Origin of the sequence: Halomonas sp. PGE1 (genome assembly GCF_013000985.1) — a bacterium.
GTDB classification, from domain to species: Bacteria; Pseudomonadota; Gammaproteobacteria; order Pseudomonadales; family Halomonadaceae; genus Halomonas; species Halomonas alkalicola.
In genome coordinates, this window is the sequence record NZ_CP053032.1 from 2,840,465 (window position 1) to 2,857,974 (window position 17,510).

Genomic DNA, 17,510 nt, shown 5'->3' on the forward strand with positions numbered 1-17,510 from the left:
TCTTGTACACTATAGCGATGACTGTGCGTTGCGCATTGTTGCCACATTTTTCGATACGATCATTGATAGCTTGTTAAGAATTGCCAAGGACTGGCAATCGTCTCTTGCCACCCCATGAAAAGAGCCCCATGACAACAACGCCCTCCCCTCGCCTCTTCCGCACGGGCCGCCTGCTGGCCGCCGTCCTGAGCCTGGCCCTGGCCATGCCCCTTGCCGCCCAGGAGGCGACGCCGGTAATCGGCGCCCGGGTCAGCCTGGAGCCCTGGTCCGACCCGCTGGAGGCTCTGGGCACCCTGCGCGCCGACGAGAGCGTGACCCTCTCCGCCACGGTGACCGACACCGTCGCCGAGGTGAACTTCCGCGACGGCCAGGTCGTAGAGGCCGGCCAGCTGCTGGTACGCCTGCAGGATGACGAGCAGCAGGCGCTGCTGCGCGCCGCCCAGGCCCAGCGTGACGAGCGCCGCGCCACGGTGGATCGCCTGGCCCAGCTGCAGAGCCGCAACCTCGCGCCCCGGGCCGATGTGGAGGACGCCCAGGCCCGGCTGCGCCAGGTGGAGGCGGAGATCCAGGGGCTGGAGGCGCGCCTGCGCAACTACCGGGTGCGTGCTCCCTTCGACGGCGTGGTGGGGTTTCGCAACATCAGCGTGGGCAGCCTGGTCACCCCCGGCACAACGCTCGTCACCCTGGACAAGACCGACGTGATGAAGCTCGACTTCAGCGTGCCTGAGGTGTTCCTGGCCCTGCTCGAGCCCGGCCTGCCGCTGACGGCGCGCAGCGTGGCCTTCCCCGACGAGCGCTTCGAGGGCCATGTGGAGAGCGTCGGCTCCCGGGTCGACCCGGTGAGCCGCAGCGTCTCGGTGCGCGCCGAGCTGGCCAATCCCGAACTGCGCCTGCGTCCCGGCATGCTGATGGAGGTCGTCGTACAGCGCAGCCCGCGGGAGGCCGTGGTGGTTCCGGAGAACGCCCTGATCCCGAGCGGCGATCGCCAGTTCGTTCTGGTGATCGACGAGGCCGATGACAACCGCGTCGAGCGCCGGGAGGTGAAGGTCGGCGAGCGACGCACCGGCCAGGCGGAGATCCTCGACGGGCTCGACGGCGACGAGCTGCTGGTGGCCCACGGCGTCCAGCGCGTGCAGCCGGGGGATCGCGTGAGCCTGCTGGGCATCGCCGACGACACCACCACGGTGCGCGAGATCCTCGAGGCGAACCGCGGGGAGCGTGACTGATGCGTCTCTCCGATCTTTCCGTCCAGCGCCCGGTGCTGGCCACGGTGCTGGCGCTGCTGATCGTGGCCTTCGGCCTGCTGGCCATGCAGCGCCTGCCGCTGCAGGAGTACCCCTCCATCGATCCGCCGGTGGTCAGCATCGATACCCGCTATCCCGGGGCCTCGGCCAGCGTGGTGGAAACCCGCATCACCCAGACCCTGGAGGATCGCATCGCCGGGGTAGAGGGCATCGAGCTGATCACCTCCTCAAGCGAGGATGGCCGCTCGCGGATCAACATCGAATTCCGTCTCGACATGGACATCGATGCCGCGGCCAACGACATCCGCGACCGCATCTCCGGGGCGCTGCGCAACCTGCCCGACGAGGCCGACCCGCCCGAGGTGCAGAAGGCCGACTCCAGCGAGGAAGTGATCCTGTGGCTCTCGCTGACCGGCGACGGCTTCACCATTCCGGAGCTCACCGACTACGCCGATCGCTTCCTGGTGGACGGCTTCTCGGTGCAGCCCGGGGTGGCCCGAGTTCGGATCGGCGGCGGGCGCGAGTACGCCATGCGGGTATGGATCGACCGCAACGCCCTGGCCGCCCGCAACCTCACGGTCAGCGACGTCGAGAACGCCCTGCGTGCCGAGAACGTCGAGCTGCCCGCCGGCTCCATCGAATCCCGGGAGCGCCAGTTCATCGTGCGCCTGCCGCGCAGCTTCAACGAGCCGGGGGACTTCTCGCGCCTGGCCCTCACCCAGGGTGAGGACGGCTATCTGGTGCGCCTGGGCGACGTCGCCCGAGTAGAGATCGGCTCGGTGGACGACCGCTCGGTGTTCCGCGCCAACGGCGTGCCCATGGTGGGCCTCGGGATCATGAAGCAGTCCACGGCCAACGTGCTCGAGGTCTCCCAGGGCGTGCAGGCGGAGCTCGAGCGTGTCCAGGCCAGCCTGCCGGAGGGCATGTCGCTCTCCCTCAACTACGACGCCTCGGTGTTCGTGGCCGGCGCCATCGAGCAGGTGGTGATGACGCTGTTCATCGCCATGGGGCTGGTGGTGGTGGTGATCTTCATGTTCCTCGGCAACGTGCGCACCACGCTGATTCCCGCGGTGACGGTGCCGGTGGCGATCATCGGTGCCTTCATGGCGCTGGCCCTGATGGGCTTCTCCATCAACCTGCTGACCCTGCTGGCGCTGGTGCTGGCCATCGGCCTGATCGTGGATGATGCCATCGTGGTGCTGGAGAATATCCACCGCCGCATGCACGACTACGGCGAGACCCCGCTGGTGGCGGCCTTCAAGGGCACCCGGCAGATCGCCTTCGCGGTGATCGCCACCACCCTGGTGCTGATCGCGGTGTTCGTGCCGCTGGCTTTCCTGCAGGGCAACGTGGGCCGGCTCTTCTCGGAGTTCGCTCTGACCATGGCCGCCGCGGTGGCCATCTCCAGCGTGCTGGCGCTGTCGCTGACGCCGATGATGGCCTCCAAGATCCTCAAGCCGGCCCAGGATGACAGCCGTGTCGCCCGGGCCGTGCAGTGGCTGCTGGAGCTGACCCAGCGCCTCTATCGCACCCTGCTGGAGTGGGTGCTCAAGGCGCGCCTGGCGGTGCTGGCGGTCTTCGTGGGGCTGATCGCCGCCACCGTCTGGCTGGCCGACCTGCTGCCCAGCGAGTACACCCCCCAGGAAGACCGCGGCAGCTTCATCATCCTGGTCAACGGCCCCGAGGGGGCCACCTTCGACTACATCATGGACTACATGAACGAGATCGAGGCGCGCCTCCAGCCCATGGTGGAGAGCGGCGACATGGAGCGGGTGGTGATCCGCGCGCCGCGCGGCTTCGGCAACATCGAGAACTTCAACAATGGCTTCGGCATCATCGGCCTGGCCGATTGGGGGCAACGCCGCGACGCCTGGGCGATCATGGACGACGTCCGCCGCGAGCTGGCCGGGCTGCCCGGGGTGCAGGCCTTCCCGGTCATGCGCCAGGGGTTCGGCCAGCGCATCGCCAAGCCGGTGGAGTTCGTGCTGGGCGGCGGCACCTACGAGGAGCTTGCCGAGTGGCGCGACATCCTGATGGAGCATATCCGCGAGGACAACCCGCGGCTGATCGGCGTGGACAGCAACTACCGCGAGACTCAGCCCCAGCTGCGGGTCGACATCGACTACGAGCGGGCCGCCTCGCTCGGCGTCACCGTCACCGAGATCGGCCGCACCCTGGAAGTGCTGCTGGGCGGGCGCAACGTCACCCGCTACCTGGACAACGGCCAGGAGTACGACGTCATCGTCGAGGGCGACCGCGCCAGCCAGGCGAGCCCGCGGGCGCTGGACAACATCCAGGTGCGCTCGGCGCGCACCGGCGAGCTGATCCCGCTGGCCAGCCTGGTTACCTTCCGCGACTTTGCCGGCGCCAGCACCCTGAACCGCTTCAATCGCATCCGCTCGATCACCATCGAGGCCAACCTGGCCGACGGCTACTCCCTGGGCGAGGCGCTCGAGTATCTGGAGGCGGCCGCGGCCGAGCTGCTGCCGCCCCAGGCCCAGACCGACGTCAGCGGCGCCTCCCGGGACTTCCAGCAGGCCAGCGGCGCCACCACCTTCCTGCTGATTCTCGGCGCCCTGGTGGTGTTCCTGGTGCTGGCGGCGCAGTTCGAGAGCTTCGTGCACCCCTTCGTGATCATGCTCACCGTGCCGCTGGCCATGAGCGGCGCGATGCTGGGGCTCTACGTCACCGGCCAGTCGCTCAACATCTACAGCCAGGTGGGGCTGGTAATGCTGATTGGCCTCGCCGCCAAGAACGGCATCCTGATCGTGGAGTTCGCTAACCAGCTGCGCGACCAGGGGCTGGCCTTCCGCGACGCCCTGGTGGACGCCTCGGTGACCCGCCTGCGGCCGATCCTGATGACCGCGGTGACCACCATGGCGGGCTCCATCCCGCTGATCGTGGGCAGCGGCGCGGGGTCCGAGTCGCGGATGGTGATCGGCACCGTGATCCTCTCCGGGGTCGCCGCCGCCACCCTCTTCACCCTCTTCGTGGTGCCAGTGGCCTACGACCTGCTGGCCCGTCATACCGGCTCGCCGGGCGACGTCAAGCGACGCCTGGAGGAGGAGATGGAGGCCAGCCGGGCCCAGCCGTAGGCCGGGGAACCGAGGGCCGGACGCGAACAGGGCCACCCCGTGGGGTGGCCCTGTTCGTTCGAGGCGAGGCGGACTCAGCAGTCGCCGAGACGCTCGCCCTCGACCACGGTGTTCATCTGCATCTCGCCCATGGAGGACTGCACCGTCACGTTGACGTTGCCCTCGACGCGCTCGCCGAGGAAGTCCATGCGGCCGTCGATGTGCGCCTCGCCCTCGTCGGCGCGGCAGACCATGCGGTAGTCGATGCCGTCAGCGGAGACGTTGTGCTCGACGAGTTCGCAGCCCTCCTCCACCTCGAGGAACTGGAAGTCGGAATCCGCCAGGTCGCCCTGGGCGATGCACTCCTGATGGGTCTCGGTCTGGTCGGGAATCGGCACCTCGCCGGTCACCGAGGTGGTGTTGGTGAACTCCCAGAGCCCCGGGGTGATGTTGGGGGTCTCGGCCACGGCGGCCAGCGGCAGGGCCAGCAGGGCGGCGGCCAGCAGGGAACGTAACGGCATGGGGTCTCTCCCGGTCTGTGAATGGCATGCCTCTCCTTCGGCATGCCGCCAGCTTACCCCGATCGGCCGAGCATGCCCAATACCGGCTAGCGCAAGGCGTTGCCGCGTCGCTGCCACGCGGGCTCGGAGCCGACAGGTGTCGCGGCCCTGCAGCATCTCCGGCAGGGTCGGTGGCTCCCCTCGGCCCCCACCTCCCTCACGCCGGCGGGGAGGAGCTGACCATGAGCCTGGCAGGCAGTGACGAGAACCTGCCCCATCAGCTCATCAAGGATGAGGAGTAGACCGCATGGCATGAACAGGCCGGGTGGCAGTAGGCCGGCTCGCCCACTATCGTTCAGTCAGCGGGACCGTCGATCGACCGACACGCCCGCAAGGGGGTGGCATGAGCGACTGGTATTCGGAGGTGGACTTCATTCCCCATCAGGAGCGCATCCTGCGCCGAGGGGACTCGGGGGATGAGGTGAGGGAGCTGCAGCGGCGGCTGAGCCAGGCTGGCTTCCCGCTGGCGCTGGATGGGCAGTTCGGCCCGGCAACGGAGCGCGCGGTGCGGGCCTTCCAGAAGCGGGCAGGCCTGGTGGTGGATGGCCTGGCAGGCCCCAAGACCGATCGCAGGCTGCGCCAGGCCCCCGCGGGGCGGGAGAGCAGCGAGGCCTGCCCTGCCGAGACGCCGCCTGACCCGCCCCCTGCAGATAAGCCAGCCGATGCCGATGAGGTAGCCGATGCCGAGGCCCCTGCCATGGATCGGCTGCTGGGCCAGCAGGATCTGGTCTGGGCCGCGGGCGAGCTCGAGGTGCCGGTGGCGGCGATCATGGCGGTGAACGAGGTGGAGTCGCGAGGCAGCGGCTTCTTCTCCAACGGCAGGCCGGCCATTCTGTTCGAGCGCCATATCATGGCGCGCCGACTCCGCCACCACGGCATCGACCCGGCCCCTCATGTCGCCAGCGCCCCCGATCTGGTCAACACCTCACCGGGGGGCTACGCGGGAGGCGTCAGGGAGTACGAGCGCCTGGAGCGCGCCCAGCAGATCCACCACGACAGCGCGCTGGAGTCGGCCTCCTGGGGACTCTTCCAGATCATGGGCTTTCACTGGCAGCACCTGGAATACGACAGCGCCCGGCACTACGTGGAGTGCATGCACCGGGGGGAGCGGGATCACCTTGCCGCCTTCGTTCGCTTTATCCAGAAGGATTCGGTATTGCTCTCATCGCTGCGCCACCAGCAGTGGGACCGCTTCGCACGCCGCTACAACGGCCCCGCCTACGCCAGGAACCGCTACGACGTGAGGATGGCCCAGGCCTTCGCCAGCCACACCCGGGGGCTTGCGGAGTCCGGCCTGCTGGCCTGATGTCGCTGAGCGGTGATGGGTGGCTCAGGCCCGCATGGCGCGCTGCAGCTCGCGCAGGTGTGGCGCCAGGTCTTCTGCCAGGGCGGCGACCACGGGCCGGCCATGGAAGAAGCCCTGCTGGCGGGTGATCCCAGCGCGGGCCAGCCACAGCGCTTCCTCCCGGGTCTCCACCCCCTCGGCGATCACCTCGAGGCCCAGCTCCCTGGCCAGACCATGCACCGCCCGCAGCAGCGCCTGACGGCGACGGTCCCGGTCGCAGCCCATCACCAGCTGCCGATCGATCTTGAGCTTGTCCGGCTCGAGTTCGGTGAGCAGGTCCAGGTTGGCGTAGCCGTTGCCGAAGTCATCCAGCGCCGTGGTGAAGCCCATCTCGCGATAGCTGTCGATGATCCGCTTGAGATGGCCCTGGTCGGTCACCCGCTCAGTCTCAGTGAACTCGAAGACGAGCCTGTCGGTGGGCCAGCCCACCCGCCGGGAGACATCCAGCGTCGCCTGGATGCACGCCTCGGGCTCATAGACGGCGTTGGGCAGGAAGTTGATGGAGAGCCGCTCCTGCATGCCGAGGGCGCTGGCCATCTCGATCGCCCTGACCCGGCAGGCCTGGTCGAAGCGGTAGAGCAGCTCGTCGGTGACCTGGGAGAGCACGCTCCAGGCCGATTCGCCATTCGGTCCGCGCACCAGGGCCTCGTAGGTGGTGATCCGGGCGGAGGCCAGGTCAACGATGGGCTGGAAGGCCATGGTGAACTCGAAGGGCAGCTCGCCCTCACAGCGACCGCAGTGGTCCGCTACCCGTGCACAGTGTTTCATCTCACCCCCGCTGATGGCTTGTCCCTCGGCGCCTGGTGTCCTCTCGGCCCGAGTGGTCCCTGACTCGTTATCACGCCACTCCTCCACGCGCAATGATGAAGCGCGACAGGGCCTCCAGCGGCATTGGTTTCGCCAGCAGGTACCCCTGGAAGAGATCGCAGCCCCAGGCCTCCAGCTGACGCTGCTGAGCCTCGGTCTCGACCCCCTCGGCCACCACGCGAAGCCCCAGGTGGCCCGCCATCGAGATCATGCCCTGCACGATGGCGGCATCATGGGGGTTGGTGGTGACCTCGTGGATGAAGCTGCGATCGATCTTGACCTTGCTGATCGGCAGGTGCCGGAGATAGCTGAGGCTGGAGTAGCCGGTACCGAAGTCGTCGATGGAGACATCGATATGCATGCCGCGCAGCGCATGCAGGATATCGATGGCCGACTCGGTGTTGTCCATGAGGATGCCCTCGGTCAGCTCCAGCTCGAGCTGCTCCGCGGGCAGCCCCGTCTGCTGAAGCACCTGGCGCAGATTGGCCAGGAAGCTGGGGCGATGGAACTGCAGCGGCGACAGGTTGACCGACACCTTCACCCTGCCGACGCCCTGCTGCCCCAGGGCGACCATGTCCGCACAGGCGCGCTCCAGCACCCAGCGACTGAGCGGCATGATCTGTCCGGTGGATTCCGCCAGCGGGATGAACACCTCGGGGGAGACATAGCCGCGTTCCGGGTGGGGCCAGCGCAGCAGCGCCTCGACGCCGGCCAGGGTCCCATCGCCAGCGATCAGCGGCTGGTAGTGCAGCTCCATCCTGCCGGAGACGATGGCCTCCTGCAGGTCGTTGCGCAGCCGGACCCGCTCGCCCAACTGCTCGGTGATCTCGCCGGTGTGCCAGTGGTAGGCGTTGCGCCCCTGCTGCTTGGCCTTGTACATGGCCATATCGGCCTGCTGGATCAGCTCGCGCGGCTCCGTCATGGCGGGGTCGCTCAGGGCGATGCCGATGCTGCAGGTCAGGTAGAGCTCATGGCCGTCGATCAGGTAGGGACGCGCGATCTCCAGCATCAGGCGCTCCACCAGGGTCAGCACCTGCTCCTCCCGGATGATGTCGGTCATCAGCAGCACGAACTCGTCGCCGCCCATGCGCGCCAGGGTATCGCCGGGCCGCACCGAGGCCTGCAGACGCCGGGCCACCTCGCGCAGGACATCGTCGCCCACCGCGTGGCCCAGGGTGTCGTTGATCGGCTTGAAGTCGTCAAGGTCCACGAACAGCACCGCCAGCCGCTCCTGGCGACGGATCGCGAGCGCCACATCGTGCTCGAGACGGTCCTCGAAGAGGCTGCGATTGGCCAGCCCCGTCAGGGCATCGTGGCTCGCATGGTGGGCCAGCCGGGATTCATAGGTCTTCTGCGCGGAGACATCGTTCTGCATCCCCACGTAGTGGGTGATGCTCCCCTGGGCATCGCGCACCGGGGCGACGTAGAGATCGTTCCAGAACGGCGTGCCGTCCTTGCGATAGTTGAGCAGGGTGACGTGCACCTCCTCTCCCCGCGCCAGCTGCTGCCGAATGGACGCCGCCGCGGCGGGATCGGTCTCGGCCCCCTGCAGGAAGCGGCAGTTGCGTCCCAGCACCTCCTCCTTGGCGTAGCCGGTCATGCGCACGAAGGCCGGGTTGACGTAGATGATGGGCACATCGGGCCGACTGGCGTCGGCGATCACCACCCCGTTGATGCTGCCTTCGACGCTGCGCTCCAGCAGCCGCAGGGTGCGCCGGCTCTGGTGGCGCTCCACCGCCAGGGCGGCCAGGTCGGCGGCCTTGTCGAGCAGCAGGCGGGCCGCGGCGTCGGGCGCCTGGGGCCGCGGCAGGTAGGTCCCGAAGGTACCGAGCACCCGGCCATCGCTGCCCAGGATGGGGACCGACCAGCAGGCACGCAGGCCATGGGCCAGCGCCACCTCACGGTAGCCGCGCCAGCGGGGGTCTTCGGCCAGGTCCTCGCAGATCACGGTATCGCCGAGATAGGCGGCACTGCCGCAGGCGCCGACGCCCGCCTCGATCCCGAGGGTCATCACCGCGTCCCGGTAGGCAGGGGGCAGGCGCTCACCGCCCGCGAGCTCCAGGGCCGTGCCCTCCTCGTTGACCAGCATGATCGAGCAGAGCGCCCCCGGCACCTGCTGCTCCAGCATGCGGCAGATGGCTTCCAGGGTCTCCTCCAGCGGCTCCTCCCGGACGATGCGGGCCTGCACGGCCTGCTGTGCCTCGAGCTGCTGGCGCACCTCGCCCAGGGCTCGGGTGCGGCCGAGCAGCTGGCCGGCCAGCGCCAGGCTGAACACCAGCATGCCGCTCAGCACCAGTCCACCGCCGGCGACCCCAACCGGCATCAGGGCGGTGAGCAGCCAGTCGTGCTGGGCACCCGGGTAGGCCTCGAGGGTCAGCTTGGCGCCTCCGGGAAGGCCGATATGGCGCCGGTGCAGCAGATGGTTGACGAAGACGCCCTCGGGATCACTGGCGATGCCCGGCCGGCGCAGCTCCAGCAGCGTGGCCCCATGGCGCTGGATCACGACGCGGTAGAGCCCGAGCTGCTGGCGCAGCTCATCGGCCAGCAGCTCAGGGAGATCGAACAGGCTCAGCAGCAGCCGCTCACCGGCGGGCACGTCGATAGCCATCAGCGCCAGCCCCGGCTGCTCGGGCTCGGAGAGCATCAGGCGCGGCTGGCCAAGGTCGACGCCCAGCCAGTCCCGCACCGGGGCCAGCGCCAGCGTTGCGGCCAGCCGCTCCTCGCTGACGGGGTCGTCCCCGCCAAGCCACTCCCAGCCGGACTCCGGGTGATAGAGGCCGACCGCCTTGAGGCTCGAGGCATCCTGCAGGTAGCTCTGCAGGTCTCGCGCAAGCACCGCCGCGTCGAGCTCTCCCTCCGCGGCATCCAGGCGGTCGGCCATGCGCCGCATCAGGGTCAAGCGAGACACCATCACCTGCTCGGCATTGAGCTGGATGTTGTCCAGCAGGTAGTCGGCCTGGCGGTGGAGGGTCTCCTCCTGCTGCCAGCTCAGCATGAACCAGGCCAGGCTGCTGAGGAGGATTCCCGCCAGCCCGGTCGTCACCGCCAGGCGCCCCAGCTGCAGCGGGCGATCGCCGCGCAGCCCGGCCAGCCCCATCCCCAGGCCGAGCAGCCCCGTCACCGCCAGCGCCGAGAGCAGCTGGGCACTGAAGCGAGACAGCAGCCAGGGGCGCAACGAGGGAACGATCGCCAGCAGGGCAACCACTCCGCCCCCCGCCAGGAGCCCTCCCCAGGCGATCCAGACCCAGCGGCAGCGCCCGCCAGGCCTGCCTACCAGCAGGCAGAGCGCCACCGGCAGCAGCAGCAGGGCCGGCAGCAGCTCCAGGCGCGGCCCGATGCCGGCCGGCATGAACCCCCGCGGAACCAGCAGCGCCTGGGCGAGGGTATGCAGCAGCAGGACCCCCAGCAGCCCACCGGCCAGCAGGCGAGCGCCGGCCCAGCCGGCCAACAGGGCCAGCAGGCCCACGCCCCCCAGCACCAGCACCAAGAAGGCATCCGCCACCAGCAGCAGATGCAGCGGGGAGTAGACCAGCTCCAGCCAGGCCAGCAGCAGCCCGTTGATGCCGACGATGATGAAGGTGGCCGCCATCAGCAGGAGCAGGCTGTCCATCATCAGCTGGCGGGTGGTCGTGGGCATGAACCCTCCTTGGATTCGCGAACAACGCGCCGGCAACTCCACCGCGCGGTCAACCAGGGAAATCGAGTGGTCATTCTGGCGAACATGAGCCCAACAGAGTAGCCCACTTCACGCAGAGACGTATCCTGGATCAAGCCGCCTTTCGCGTTCGAGCGCGCGGCGGGCCAGGCTGGCAGGGTGGCGGCGGGAGGGTCCAGGGAGTGCTCAGGGAGGAAACAGGAGGCCCTCGCCCCCCGGCGCGCCGTCCGCCCGCACACCGGGGCCAGAAACGGAAAAAGCCGCTGATGGCTCAGCGGCTTCTTCGATATTCTGTGGCGGAGAGGGAGGGATTCGAACCCTCGAAGCCTTTCGACTTACACACTTTCCAGGCGTGCTCCTTCGACCACTCGGACACCTCTCCACATTGTTGCCCCGTCGGGAAGGGCGCTGCCTTTCCCTTGAGGACGGCGCGTATCCTATCGCCTCAAGTGCCGGATTGCAAGCCGTTTTCCACTCGGCGCTCCGCCAGGACCGCATAGTCGCCGCGGGCCTCCAGGCACAGGGTCTCGCCGCACCAGAGCCGCTGGCGCAGCAGGATGCGCCCGCGCCCCTTCTCGGCGAGCTGGTCGACGAGGCGCGCGGGCCCGCCCTCCTCCTCCGGCGTGCACTCGAGGCGGTAGTCGCCGGTGACCGGCGCCAGGAAGCGCTGGCTCGCCTCGGCTACCACCACATCGCGGGCCAGCCCCCGGCGTCTAAGCCAGAGGGTCGTCCAGCACCAGCCCAGCAAGGTGGTCTGGGCGGTGAGGGCCCCGCCGAAGCCGGTGCCCTTGTCATTGAGGCTGGGCAAGAGGTCCAGCTCCCACACCAGGCGCTCGCCGTCGCGGTGCATCTCGCGGATGCCGAGATGCGCCACCATGGGTATCGCCTCGCCGAGCCAGGTCAGGAAGGCCGTGGGGTCATCCTCGCCGCCGGGGGACGGCAGCGGGAGGCGCGGGTGAGGCGTGCCAATCTCGCGCATCTACCCTCCCGCTCAGCACCAGCGCTCGACGAAGGCACCGATATCGTGTTCCGGCAGCGGCTTGTGGCGCCCGCCGAGACGGCCCAGATAGATGAAGGCGACCACCTCGTCCTCCTCCTCGAGGCCCAGCCCCTTACGCACCACCGGGTCGAAGGCGTACTTGCCGCTGCGCCACATGGCGCCGAGACCCAGGGCGTGGGCCGCCAGCAGGATGCCATGGGCGGCGCAGCCAGCGGAGATCACCTGTTCGATCTTCGGCACCTTGGGCAGGTCCGGGGTCACCCTTGCGATCACCGCGATGACCATGGGGGCACGCAGGGGTTTCTTGCGGGCGGCATCGAGGGCGGCGTCCCCCACGCGGGGATCCTCGCGATACTCGGCCTCGGCGAACAGCTCACCGAGGCGGGAGAGCCCCTCCCCGGTGAATTCAATGAAGCGCCAGGGGCGCAGCTCCTTGTGGTCTGGGGCGCGCAGGGCCGCCCGGTAGATCGCCTCGAGCTGCTCAGGCGAAGGCGGCGGCCCCATCAGCTTGCCCATGGAGCTGCGTTCGTGCAGCAGCGTCATCGCATCCATGTCGTGCTCCTGTTGGCGTGGGTTCAAGGCACTCTATCCAAGTTCCACCCGGGGCGCTACGGCGCTACTGCCGCGCCAGGCGCAGGGGCTCGGGGGGGCGCTCGCCGGGGGTGGCACGCCAGGGGCTGATGTCGAGCCCGCCGCGGCGCACGTAGCGCGCCAGCACCAGCAGCCGCTCGGGCCGGGCATGCGCCAGGAGGTCCATAAAGATGTGCTCCACGCAGTGCTCGTGGAAATCCTGATGCTGTCGGTAGCCAATCAGGTAGCGCAAGAGCCCCTCGCGGTCGAGCTTGGGGCCGCGATAGCGGATCAGCACGCTGCCCCAGTCGGGCTGGCCGGTGACCGGGCAGTTGGACTTGAGCAGATGGGAGTGCAGCGTCTCCTCGACGATCTCATCGCCCACCGCCAGATGCTCGGCGCTGGGGGTGTAGGCCTCCACGGCGATATCCAGCTCATCCAGGCACTCGCCGGGCAGCCGGCGCGGCATGAGCGCCTCGTCATCCACCTCGAGCAGCGCCACCGCCACCGGCGCGCCGGCCGCCGCGGCCAGGTCGCGCTCGAGGGTCTCGATGACCGCCTCGCGGCGCGCGAAGCGGGTCTGGTTGAAGCTGTTGAGGTAGAGCTTCCAGGACTTGGACTCGATCAGACTGGGGGAGTCCGCCGGCAGGCGGAAACGCGCCACGGCGACCACCGGCTTGCCACGGGCATTGAGCCAGCTCACCTCGAAGGCGTGCCACTCGTCCTCGCCGACGAAGGGCAGCGGACCCTCCGCGATCCCCAGCGGCGCCCGGTTGGCGGCGCGGGGAATGGGATAGAGCAGCGAGGGGTCGTAGCGCTCCGGATAGGCGGACTCGCGGCCCAGGGGGGCATTCGCCAGGGTATCGGGACGATGATGGCTCATGAGCGGATCCCCTTGCCACGCTCCAGCATCCACAGGGCGACACCGAACAGTACGGTGATGAAGGTGACGATGGCGGCCAGCGCCCAGCCCACCGGAATGTCGGAGACGCCCAGGAAGCCATAGCGGAAGACATTGACCATGTAGAGGATGGGGTTGAGCATCGACACCCCCTGCCAGAAGGCCGGCAGCAGCGAGATCGAGTAGAAGACCCCGCCCAGGTAGGTCAGCGGCGTGAGGATGAAGGTCGGCACAATGGAGATATCGTCGAACTTCTTGCCCAGCAGGGCGTTGATGAAGCCGCCGATGGAGAAGAGCGCCGAGGTGAGCACCACCACGCCGATGGTCAACAGCGGATGGGCCACGCTGATGCGGGTGAAGAACAGCGAGACCAGGGTGACGATCAGGCCGACCCCCAGGCCGCGGGCCATGCCGCCCAGCACGAAGCCCAGCAGGATCACCCAGTTGGGCATCGGCGAGACCATCATCTCCTCGATGGAGCGCTGGAACTTGTTGGAGAAGAAGCTCGAGGCCACGTTGGAGTAGCTGTTGGTGATCACCGCCATCATGATCAGCCCCGGCACGATGAAGTCCATGTAGCTGAAGCCGTCCATCTCGCCGATGCGCGAGCCGATCAGGCTGCCGAAGATGATGAAGTACATGGTCATGGTGATGGAGGGCGGCAGCAGGGTCTGCGGCCAGATCCGCGTGAAGCGCTTGATCTCCTTGAGCACCAGGGTCCAGAGGGCGATGGCGGTCTGGGTCGGGTTCATGGGCGGGCCTCCGCGTCGGCTGCGGCCTTGTCGAGGGCGTCGTTGCCCTGCTCCACCATGGAGACGAACATCTCCTCGAGGCGGTTGGCACGGTTGCGCATGGAGACCACCTCGATGCCCAGCTCGCTCAAGGAGCGGAAGGCGTCGTTGATGCGCTGGCCACGATGGACCACCAGCGCCAGCTGGGCCGGCTCCACCCGACTGACCTCGAAGCCGGGCAGCTCGGGGGCGGCCTCGACCGGGGCGGCGAGGTCGAGCAGGAAGGTTTCGGTATCGAGCTCGGCGAGCAGCTCACGCACGCCGGTATTTCGCACGATCTCGCCGTGGTTGATGATCGCCACGTTGCGGCAGAGGCTCTCGGCCTCCTCCAGGTAGTGGGTGGTGAGGATGATGGTGGTGCCCTCCTCGCGGTTGATGCGGCGCATGTAGTCCCACATGCTGCGGCGCAGCTCGATATCGACGCCGGCGGTGGGCTCGTCGAGGATCAGCAGCCTAGGCCGGTGCATCAGGGCGCGGGCGATCATCAGGCGGCGCTTCATGCCACCCGAGAGCATGCGCGCGCTGCCGTTGCGCTTGTCCCACAGGCCGAGGTCGCGCAGCAGCTCTTCGGCGCGGGGCAGCGCCTCGCGCCGCGGCATGCCGTAGTAGCCGGCCTGGGCCAGCACGATATCGATGACCTTCTCGAACTGGTTGAAGTTGAACTCCTGGGGCACCACGCCCAGGTGGTACTTGGCGCGGGGGAAGTCGCGATCGATGTCGATGCCGAAGATGGAGACCTTGCCGGCGCTCTTCTGCACCAACGAGCAGACCACCCCAAGGGTGGTGGACTTGCCGGCGCCGTTGGGGCCCAGCAGCGCGAAGAAGTCGCCCTCGGCGACGTCGAGGTCGATGCCCTTGAGGGCCTCGAAGCCATTGCCGTAGACCTTGGTGAGGCCACGGATGGAGAGAGCCGGTTCGGCCATTGGCAATCCTTGATCGGTTCGAGGTTCGAAAGCGGTATGCCGCAAAGGCCTTAAGATATTGGGACGCTGCGGGGCCACTTCAAGCCACCGGCAGCCTGAGCCCACCGGCCGGGAACGCAAAAACGCCTGCACGGGGGCAAGCATCGAACTATCTGGGGGGAGTTGGCGAACTTAGTAGTGTCGACATGGAGCGGGAAACGAGATTCGAACTCGCGACCCCAACCTTGGCAAGGTTGTGCTCTACCACTGAGCTATTCCCGCTTGTCGAGTACCGCCAATGCGAGCGAAGTGGCGTCCCATAGGGGGTTCGAACCCCTGTTCCCGCCGTGAAAGGGCGGTGTCCTGGACCACTAGACGAATGGGACGCAATAAGCCGTTTAAAGCTTGGAGCGGGAAACGAGAATCGACGGGGCTGCCGTCAGTCGGGCTGGCGTTCCAGCTCGCGACCCTCCTACCTGCTCTGTTCCGCCTACCTAACGGTAGATGGAGCGGGAAACGAGATTCGAACTCGCGACCCCAACCTTGGCAAGGTTGTGCTCTACCACTGAGCTATTCCCGCTTGATCGCACCGCTTGCTGCTACCGGAAGAGTGGCGTCCCATAGGGGGTTCGAACCCCTGTTCCCGCCGTGAAAGGGCGGTGTCCTAGACCACTAGACGAATGGGACGCAATAAGCCGTTTAAAGCTGATTCCGCCTACCTTACGGCAGATGGAGCGGGAAACGAGAATCGACGGGGCTGCCGTCAGTCGGGCTGGCGTTCCAGCTCGCGACCCTCCTACCTGCTCTGCTCTACCTACCTGAGGATAGATGGAGCGGGAAACGAGATTCGAACTCGCGACCCCAACCTTGGCAAGGTTGTGCTCTACCACTGAGCTATTCCCGCGCTTTCTTGCACTCCGGCACCTGATGAGTCGAGTGGCGTCCCATAGGGGGTTCGAACCCCTGTTCCCGCCGTGAAAGGGCGGTGTCCTGGACCACTAGACGAATGGGACGCAATGTCTCGGCTCGTCGAGGTGGCGCGTATCTTACTGAGCGCCCCCTCGAGTGTCAAGCACCTCCCGCGACCGCCCTGCACCTTCCGATGCCTTACACATCAGGGAGTTGACAGCTGCCGCCCTGGAGGCTAAATTGCGCGCCGCTGGCTACGTAGCTCAGCTGGTTAGAGCACATCACTCATAATGATGGGGTCCCCTGTTCAAATCAGGGCGTAGCCACCAGATACCGAAAAGACCCGGCGCCACTGGCGCCGGGTCTTTTCGTCTTGGTGCATTTCCGCCCGGGATCAAGCCCGCTCAGGCAAGCTCGGAACGGTTGCAGAAGGCAGTCAGCACGCGGGTGAGGTACTCGACGTCGCGCGCGCCTGCGGTCTCGCGAATGGAGTGCATCGCCCACTGGGGAGCCCCCACGTCGAGGGTCGGCACGCCGAGCTCGGTGGCGGTGATCGGCCCGATGGTGCTGCCGCACCCCATGTCGGCCCGGGTCACGAAGGTCTGCACCGGCACCTCGGCCTCGCGACACAGGTCACGGAACATGGCCGCGGTCGCGCTGTTGGTGGCATAGCGCTGGTTGGCATTGACCTTGATCACCGGCCCGCCGTTGAGCGCCGGCCCGTGAGCGGCATCGTGCTTGTCGGTGAAGTTGGGGTGCAGCGCGTGAGCGTTGTCGCAGGAGATCATCCGCGAGGCCTGGATCAGCCGGATGAAGCCTCCCTCCCCGCCCCCGCCGAGCTGCTCGCTGACACGACGCAGCACGTCGCCCAGGAAGGGCCCCTGGGCGCCGCAGGCGCTGGCACTGCCCACCTCTTCGTGGTCGCTGGCGGCCAGCACGACCCCCTGCCTGCCATCCGAGGCCAGCAGCGCCTCGAGGCCGACAAAGCAGGAGAGCAGGTTGTCGAGCCGCGCACTGGCGATCAGCTCGCCCGCCACACCGATCCGCGCCGGCGGCTGCATGTCGTGGAGGGCCAGCTCGAAGTCGAGCAGCTCGACCTCCTTCAGGCCGTGCTGCTCGGCAACCCAGCCCTTGAGCAGGCGCTCGAGGTCGGGGCTCTCGCCTCCCTGCAGGAAGACCGGCGCCATCTGAGTCTGGGCATTGATCGGACGCCCCTGGTTGACGTCGCGATCCAGGTGGATCGCCAGGCTCGGGATGATCGCCACGGGGCGCTCCACGTTGAGCAGCAGCCCCTCCAGGCGCCCATCGGGATGGCGCACATGGATTCGCCCGGCCAGCCCCAGGTCGCGGTCGTACCAGGGGGCTAACAGGACGCCACCATAGGTCTCCACGCCGAGCTGCAGCCAGCCGGCACTGACCTGGGCCGCACTGGGCTTGAGGCGCAGGCCCGGGCTGTCGGTATGGGCACCGATCATGCGCAGCGCGTTCAGCTCACCCTCGGGCAGCTGCAGGGCGATGATCGAGGAGTCGTTGCGGGTCACATAGACGCGCTCGCCGGGCGAAAGCCGCCAGGGCTCACGCTCGTCGAGACGACGAAAACCCGCCGCCTCGAGCCGTGCTGCCATGCTGGCAGCGGCGTGCCAGGGCGTGGGCGAGCGACGCAGGAAGTCGAGCAGACGCTCGATGAGATCGTCCTGGGACATGAATTCCTCAACTAATAGGTGACATGGGATGCTAACAGGTGTCATGAGA

At 67.9% G+C, this 17,510-nt stretch carries 12 protein-coding genes and 8 tRNA genes; 4 read left to right on the plus strand and 16 right to left on the minus strand.

Annotated elements, in window-relative coordinates; genetic code table 11:
• Positions 1–128 precede the first annotated feature (128 nt).
• Positions 129–1,226 (plus strand): efflux RND transporter periplasmic adaptor subunit, encoded by a 1,098-nt coding sequence (locus HIR79_RS13400; protein WP_169958741.1) that lies wholly within the window; start codon positions 129–131, stop codon positions 1,224–1,226.
• On the plus strand, positions 1,226–4,339 hold the full coding sequence (locus HIR79_RS13405) for an efflux RND transporter permease subunit (protein ID WP_169958742.1): 3,114 nt from the start codon (positions 1,226–1,228) through the stop codon (positions 4,337–4,339). Before HIR79_RS13400 ends, HIR79_RS13405 begins: the two co-directional genes overlap by 1 nt.
• A gap of 74 nt (positions 4,340–4,413) precedes the next feature.
• Here HIR79_RS13405 and HIR79_RS13410 read toward each other — a convergent pair whose 3' ends face one another.
• The gene (locus tag HIR79_RS13410; RefSeq protein WP_119020537.1) at positions 4,414–4,839 is read right to left on the minus strand and encodes a DUF3617 domain-containing protein; all 426 of its coding nucleotides are present in this window, start codon (positions 4,837–4,839) and stop codon (positions 4,414–4,416) included.
• 382 nt (positions 4,840–5,221) lie between these two features.
• Here HIR79_RS13410 and HIR79_RS13415 point away from each other — a divergent pair, with 382 nt between their 5' ends.
• Positions 5,222–6,184, plus strand: coding sequence for an N-acetylmuramidase domain-containing protein (locus HIR79_RS13415; protein WP_169958743.1), 963 nt, complete (start codon positions 5,222–5,224; stop codon positions 6,182–6,184).
• Positions 6,185–6,208: 24 nt separating this feature from the next.
• On the opposite strand, the gene HIR79_RS13420 is transcribed toward HIR79_RS13415, so the two are convergent.
• The 14 genes from HIR79_RS13420 to HIR79_RS13485 form a co-directional block, all read right to left on the minus strand.
• A complete protein-coding gene (locus HIR79_RS13420) occupies positions 6,209–6,991 on the minus strand; it encodes an EAL domain-containing protein (RefSeq protein WP_169958744.1) in 783 nt (260 codons plus the stop codon).
• Positions 6,992–7,061: 70 nt separating this feature from the next.
• Complete coding sequence (locus tag HIR79_RS13425; protein WP_249322155.1) at positions 7,062–10,667, minus strand: putative bifunctional diguanylate cyclase/phosphodiesterase; 3,606 nt, start codon at positions 10,665–10,667, stop codon at positions 7,062–7,064.
• Between the two features lie 312 nt (positions 10,668–10,979).
• A tRNA-Ser gene (locus tag HIR79_RS13430) sits at positions 10,980–11,067 on the minus strand.
• Positions 11,068–11,130: 63 nt separating this feature from the next.
• Complete coding sequence (locus HIR79_RS13435; RefSeq protein WP_169958745.1) at positions 11,131–11,664, minus strand: YiiD C-terminal domain-containing protein; 534 nt, start codon at positions 11,662–11,664, stop codon at positions 11,131–11,133.
• Between the two features lie 12 nt (positions 11,665–11,676).
• Positions 11,677–12,237 (minus strand): nitroreductase family protein, encoded by a 561-nt coding sequence (locus HIR79_RS13440; RefSeq protein WP_169958746.1) that lies wholly within the window; start codon positions 12,235–12,237, stop codon positions 11,677–11,679.
• A gap of 64 nt (positions 12,238–12,301) precedes the next feature.
• Complete coding sequence (gene queF, locus HIR79_RS13445; protein WP_110070868.1) at positions 12,302–13,138, minus strand: NADPH-dependent 7-cyano-7-deazaguanine reductase QueF; 837 nt, start codon at positions 13,136–13,138, stop codon at positions 12,302–12,304.
• Positions 13,135–13,908, minus strand: coding sequence for an ABC transporter permease (locus HIR79_RS13450; RefSeq protein ID WP_169958747.1), 774 nt, complete (start codon positions 13,906–13,908; stop codon positions 13,135–13,137). Before HIR79_RS13450 ends, queF begins: the two co-directional genes overlap by 4 nt.
• Positions 13,905–14,870, minus strand: a complete 966-nt coding sequence (locus HIR79_RS13455; protein WP_169958748.1) for an ABC transporter ATP-binding protein — start codon at positions 14,868–14,870, stop codon at positions 13,905–13,907. Before HIR79_RS13455 ends, HIR79_RS13450 begins: the two co-directional genes overlap by 4 nt.
• A 186-nt stretch (positions 14,871–15,056) precedes the next feature.
• Positions 15,057–15,131 (minus strand) — tRNA-Gly (locus tag HIR79_RS13460).
• A 28-nt stretch (positions 15,132–15,159) separates the two neighbouring features.
• A tRNA-Glu gene (locus HIR79_RS13465) sits at positions 15,160–15,235 on the minus strand.
• 119 nt (positions 15,236–15,354) lie between these two features.
• Positions 15,355–15,429: transfer RNA gene (locus tag HIR79_RS13470), tRNA-Gly, on the minus strand.
• Between the two features lie 31 nt (positions 15,430–15,460).
• A tRNA-Glu gene (locus tag HIR79_RS13475) sits at positions 15,461–15,536 on the minus strand.
• Between the two features lie 142 nt (positions 15,537–15,678).
• Positions 15,679–15,753, minus strand: a tRNA-Gly gene (locus HIR79_RS13480).
• Between the two features lie 33 nt (positions 15,754–15,786).
• Positions 15,787–15,862, minus strand: a tRNA-Glu gene (locus HIR79_RS13485).
• 148 nt (positions 15,863–16,010) lie between these two features.
• On the opposite strand from HIR79_RS13485, the gene HIR79_RS13490 reads away from it, so the two are divergent.
• Positions 16,011–16,087, plus strand: a tRNA-Met gene (locus HIR79_RS13490).
• Between the two features lie 75 nt (positions 16,088–16,162).
• Here the strand turns inward: HIR79_RS13490 and HIR79_RS13495 are convergent.
• Positions 16,163–17,461 (minus strand): M18 family aminopeptidase, encoded by a 1,299-nt coding sequence (locus tag HIR79_RS13495; protein ID WP_169958749.1) that lies wholly within the window; start codon positions 17,459–17,461, stop codon positions 16,163–16,165.
• Between the last annotated feature and the right edge of the window lie 49 nt (positions 17,462–17,510).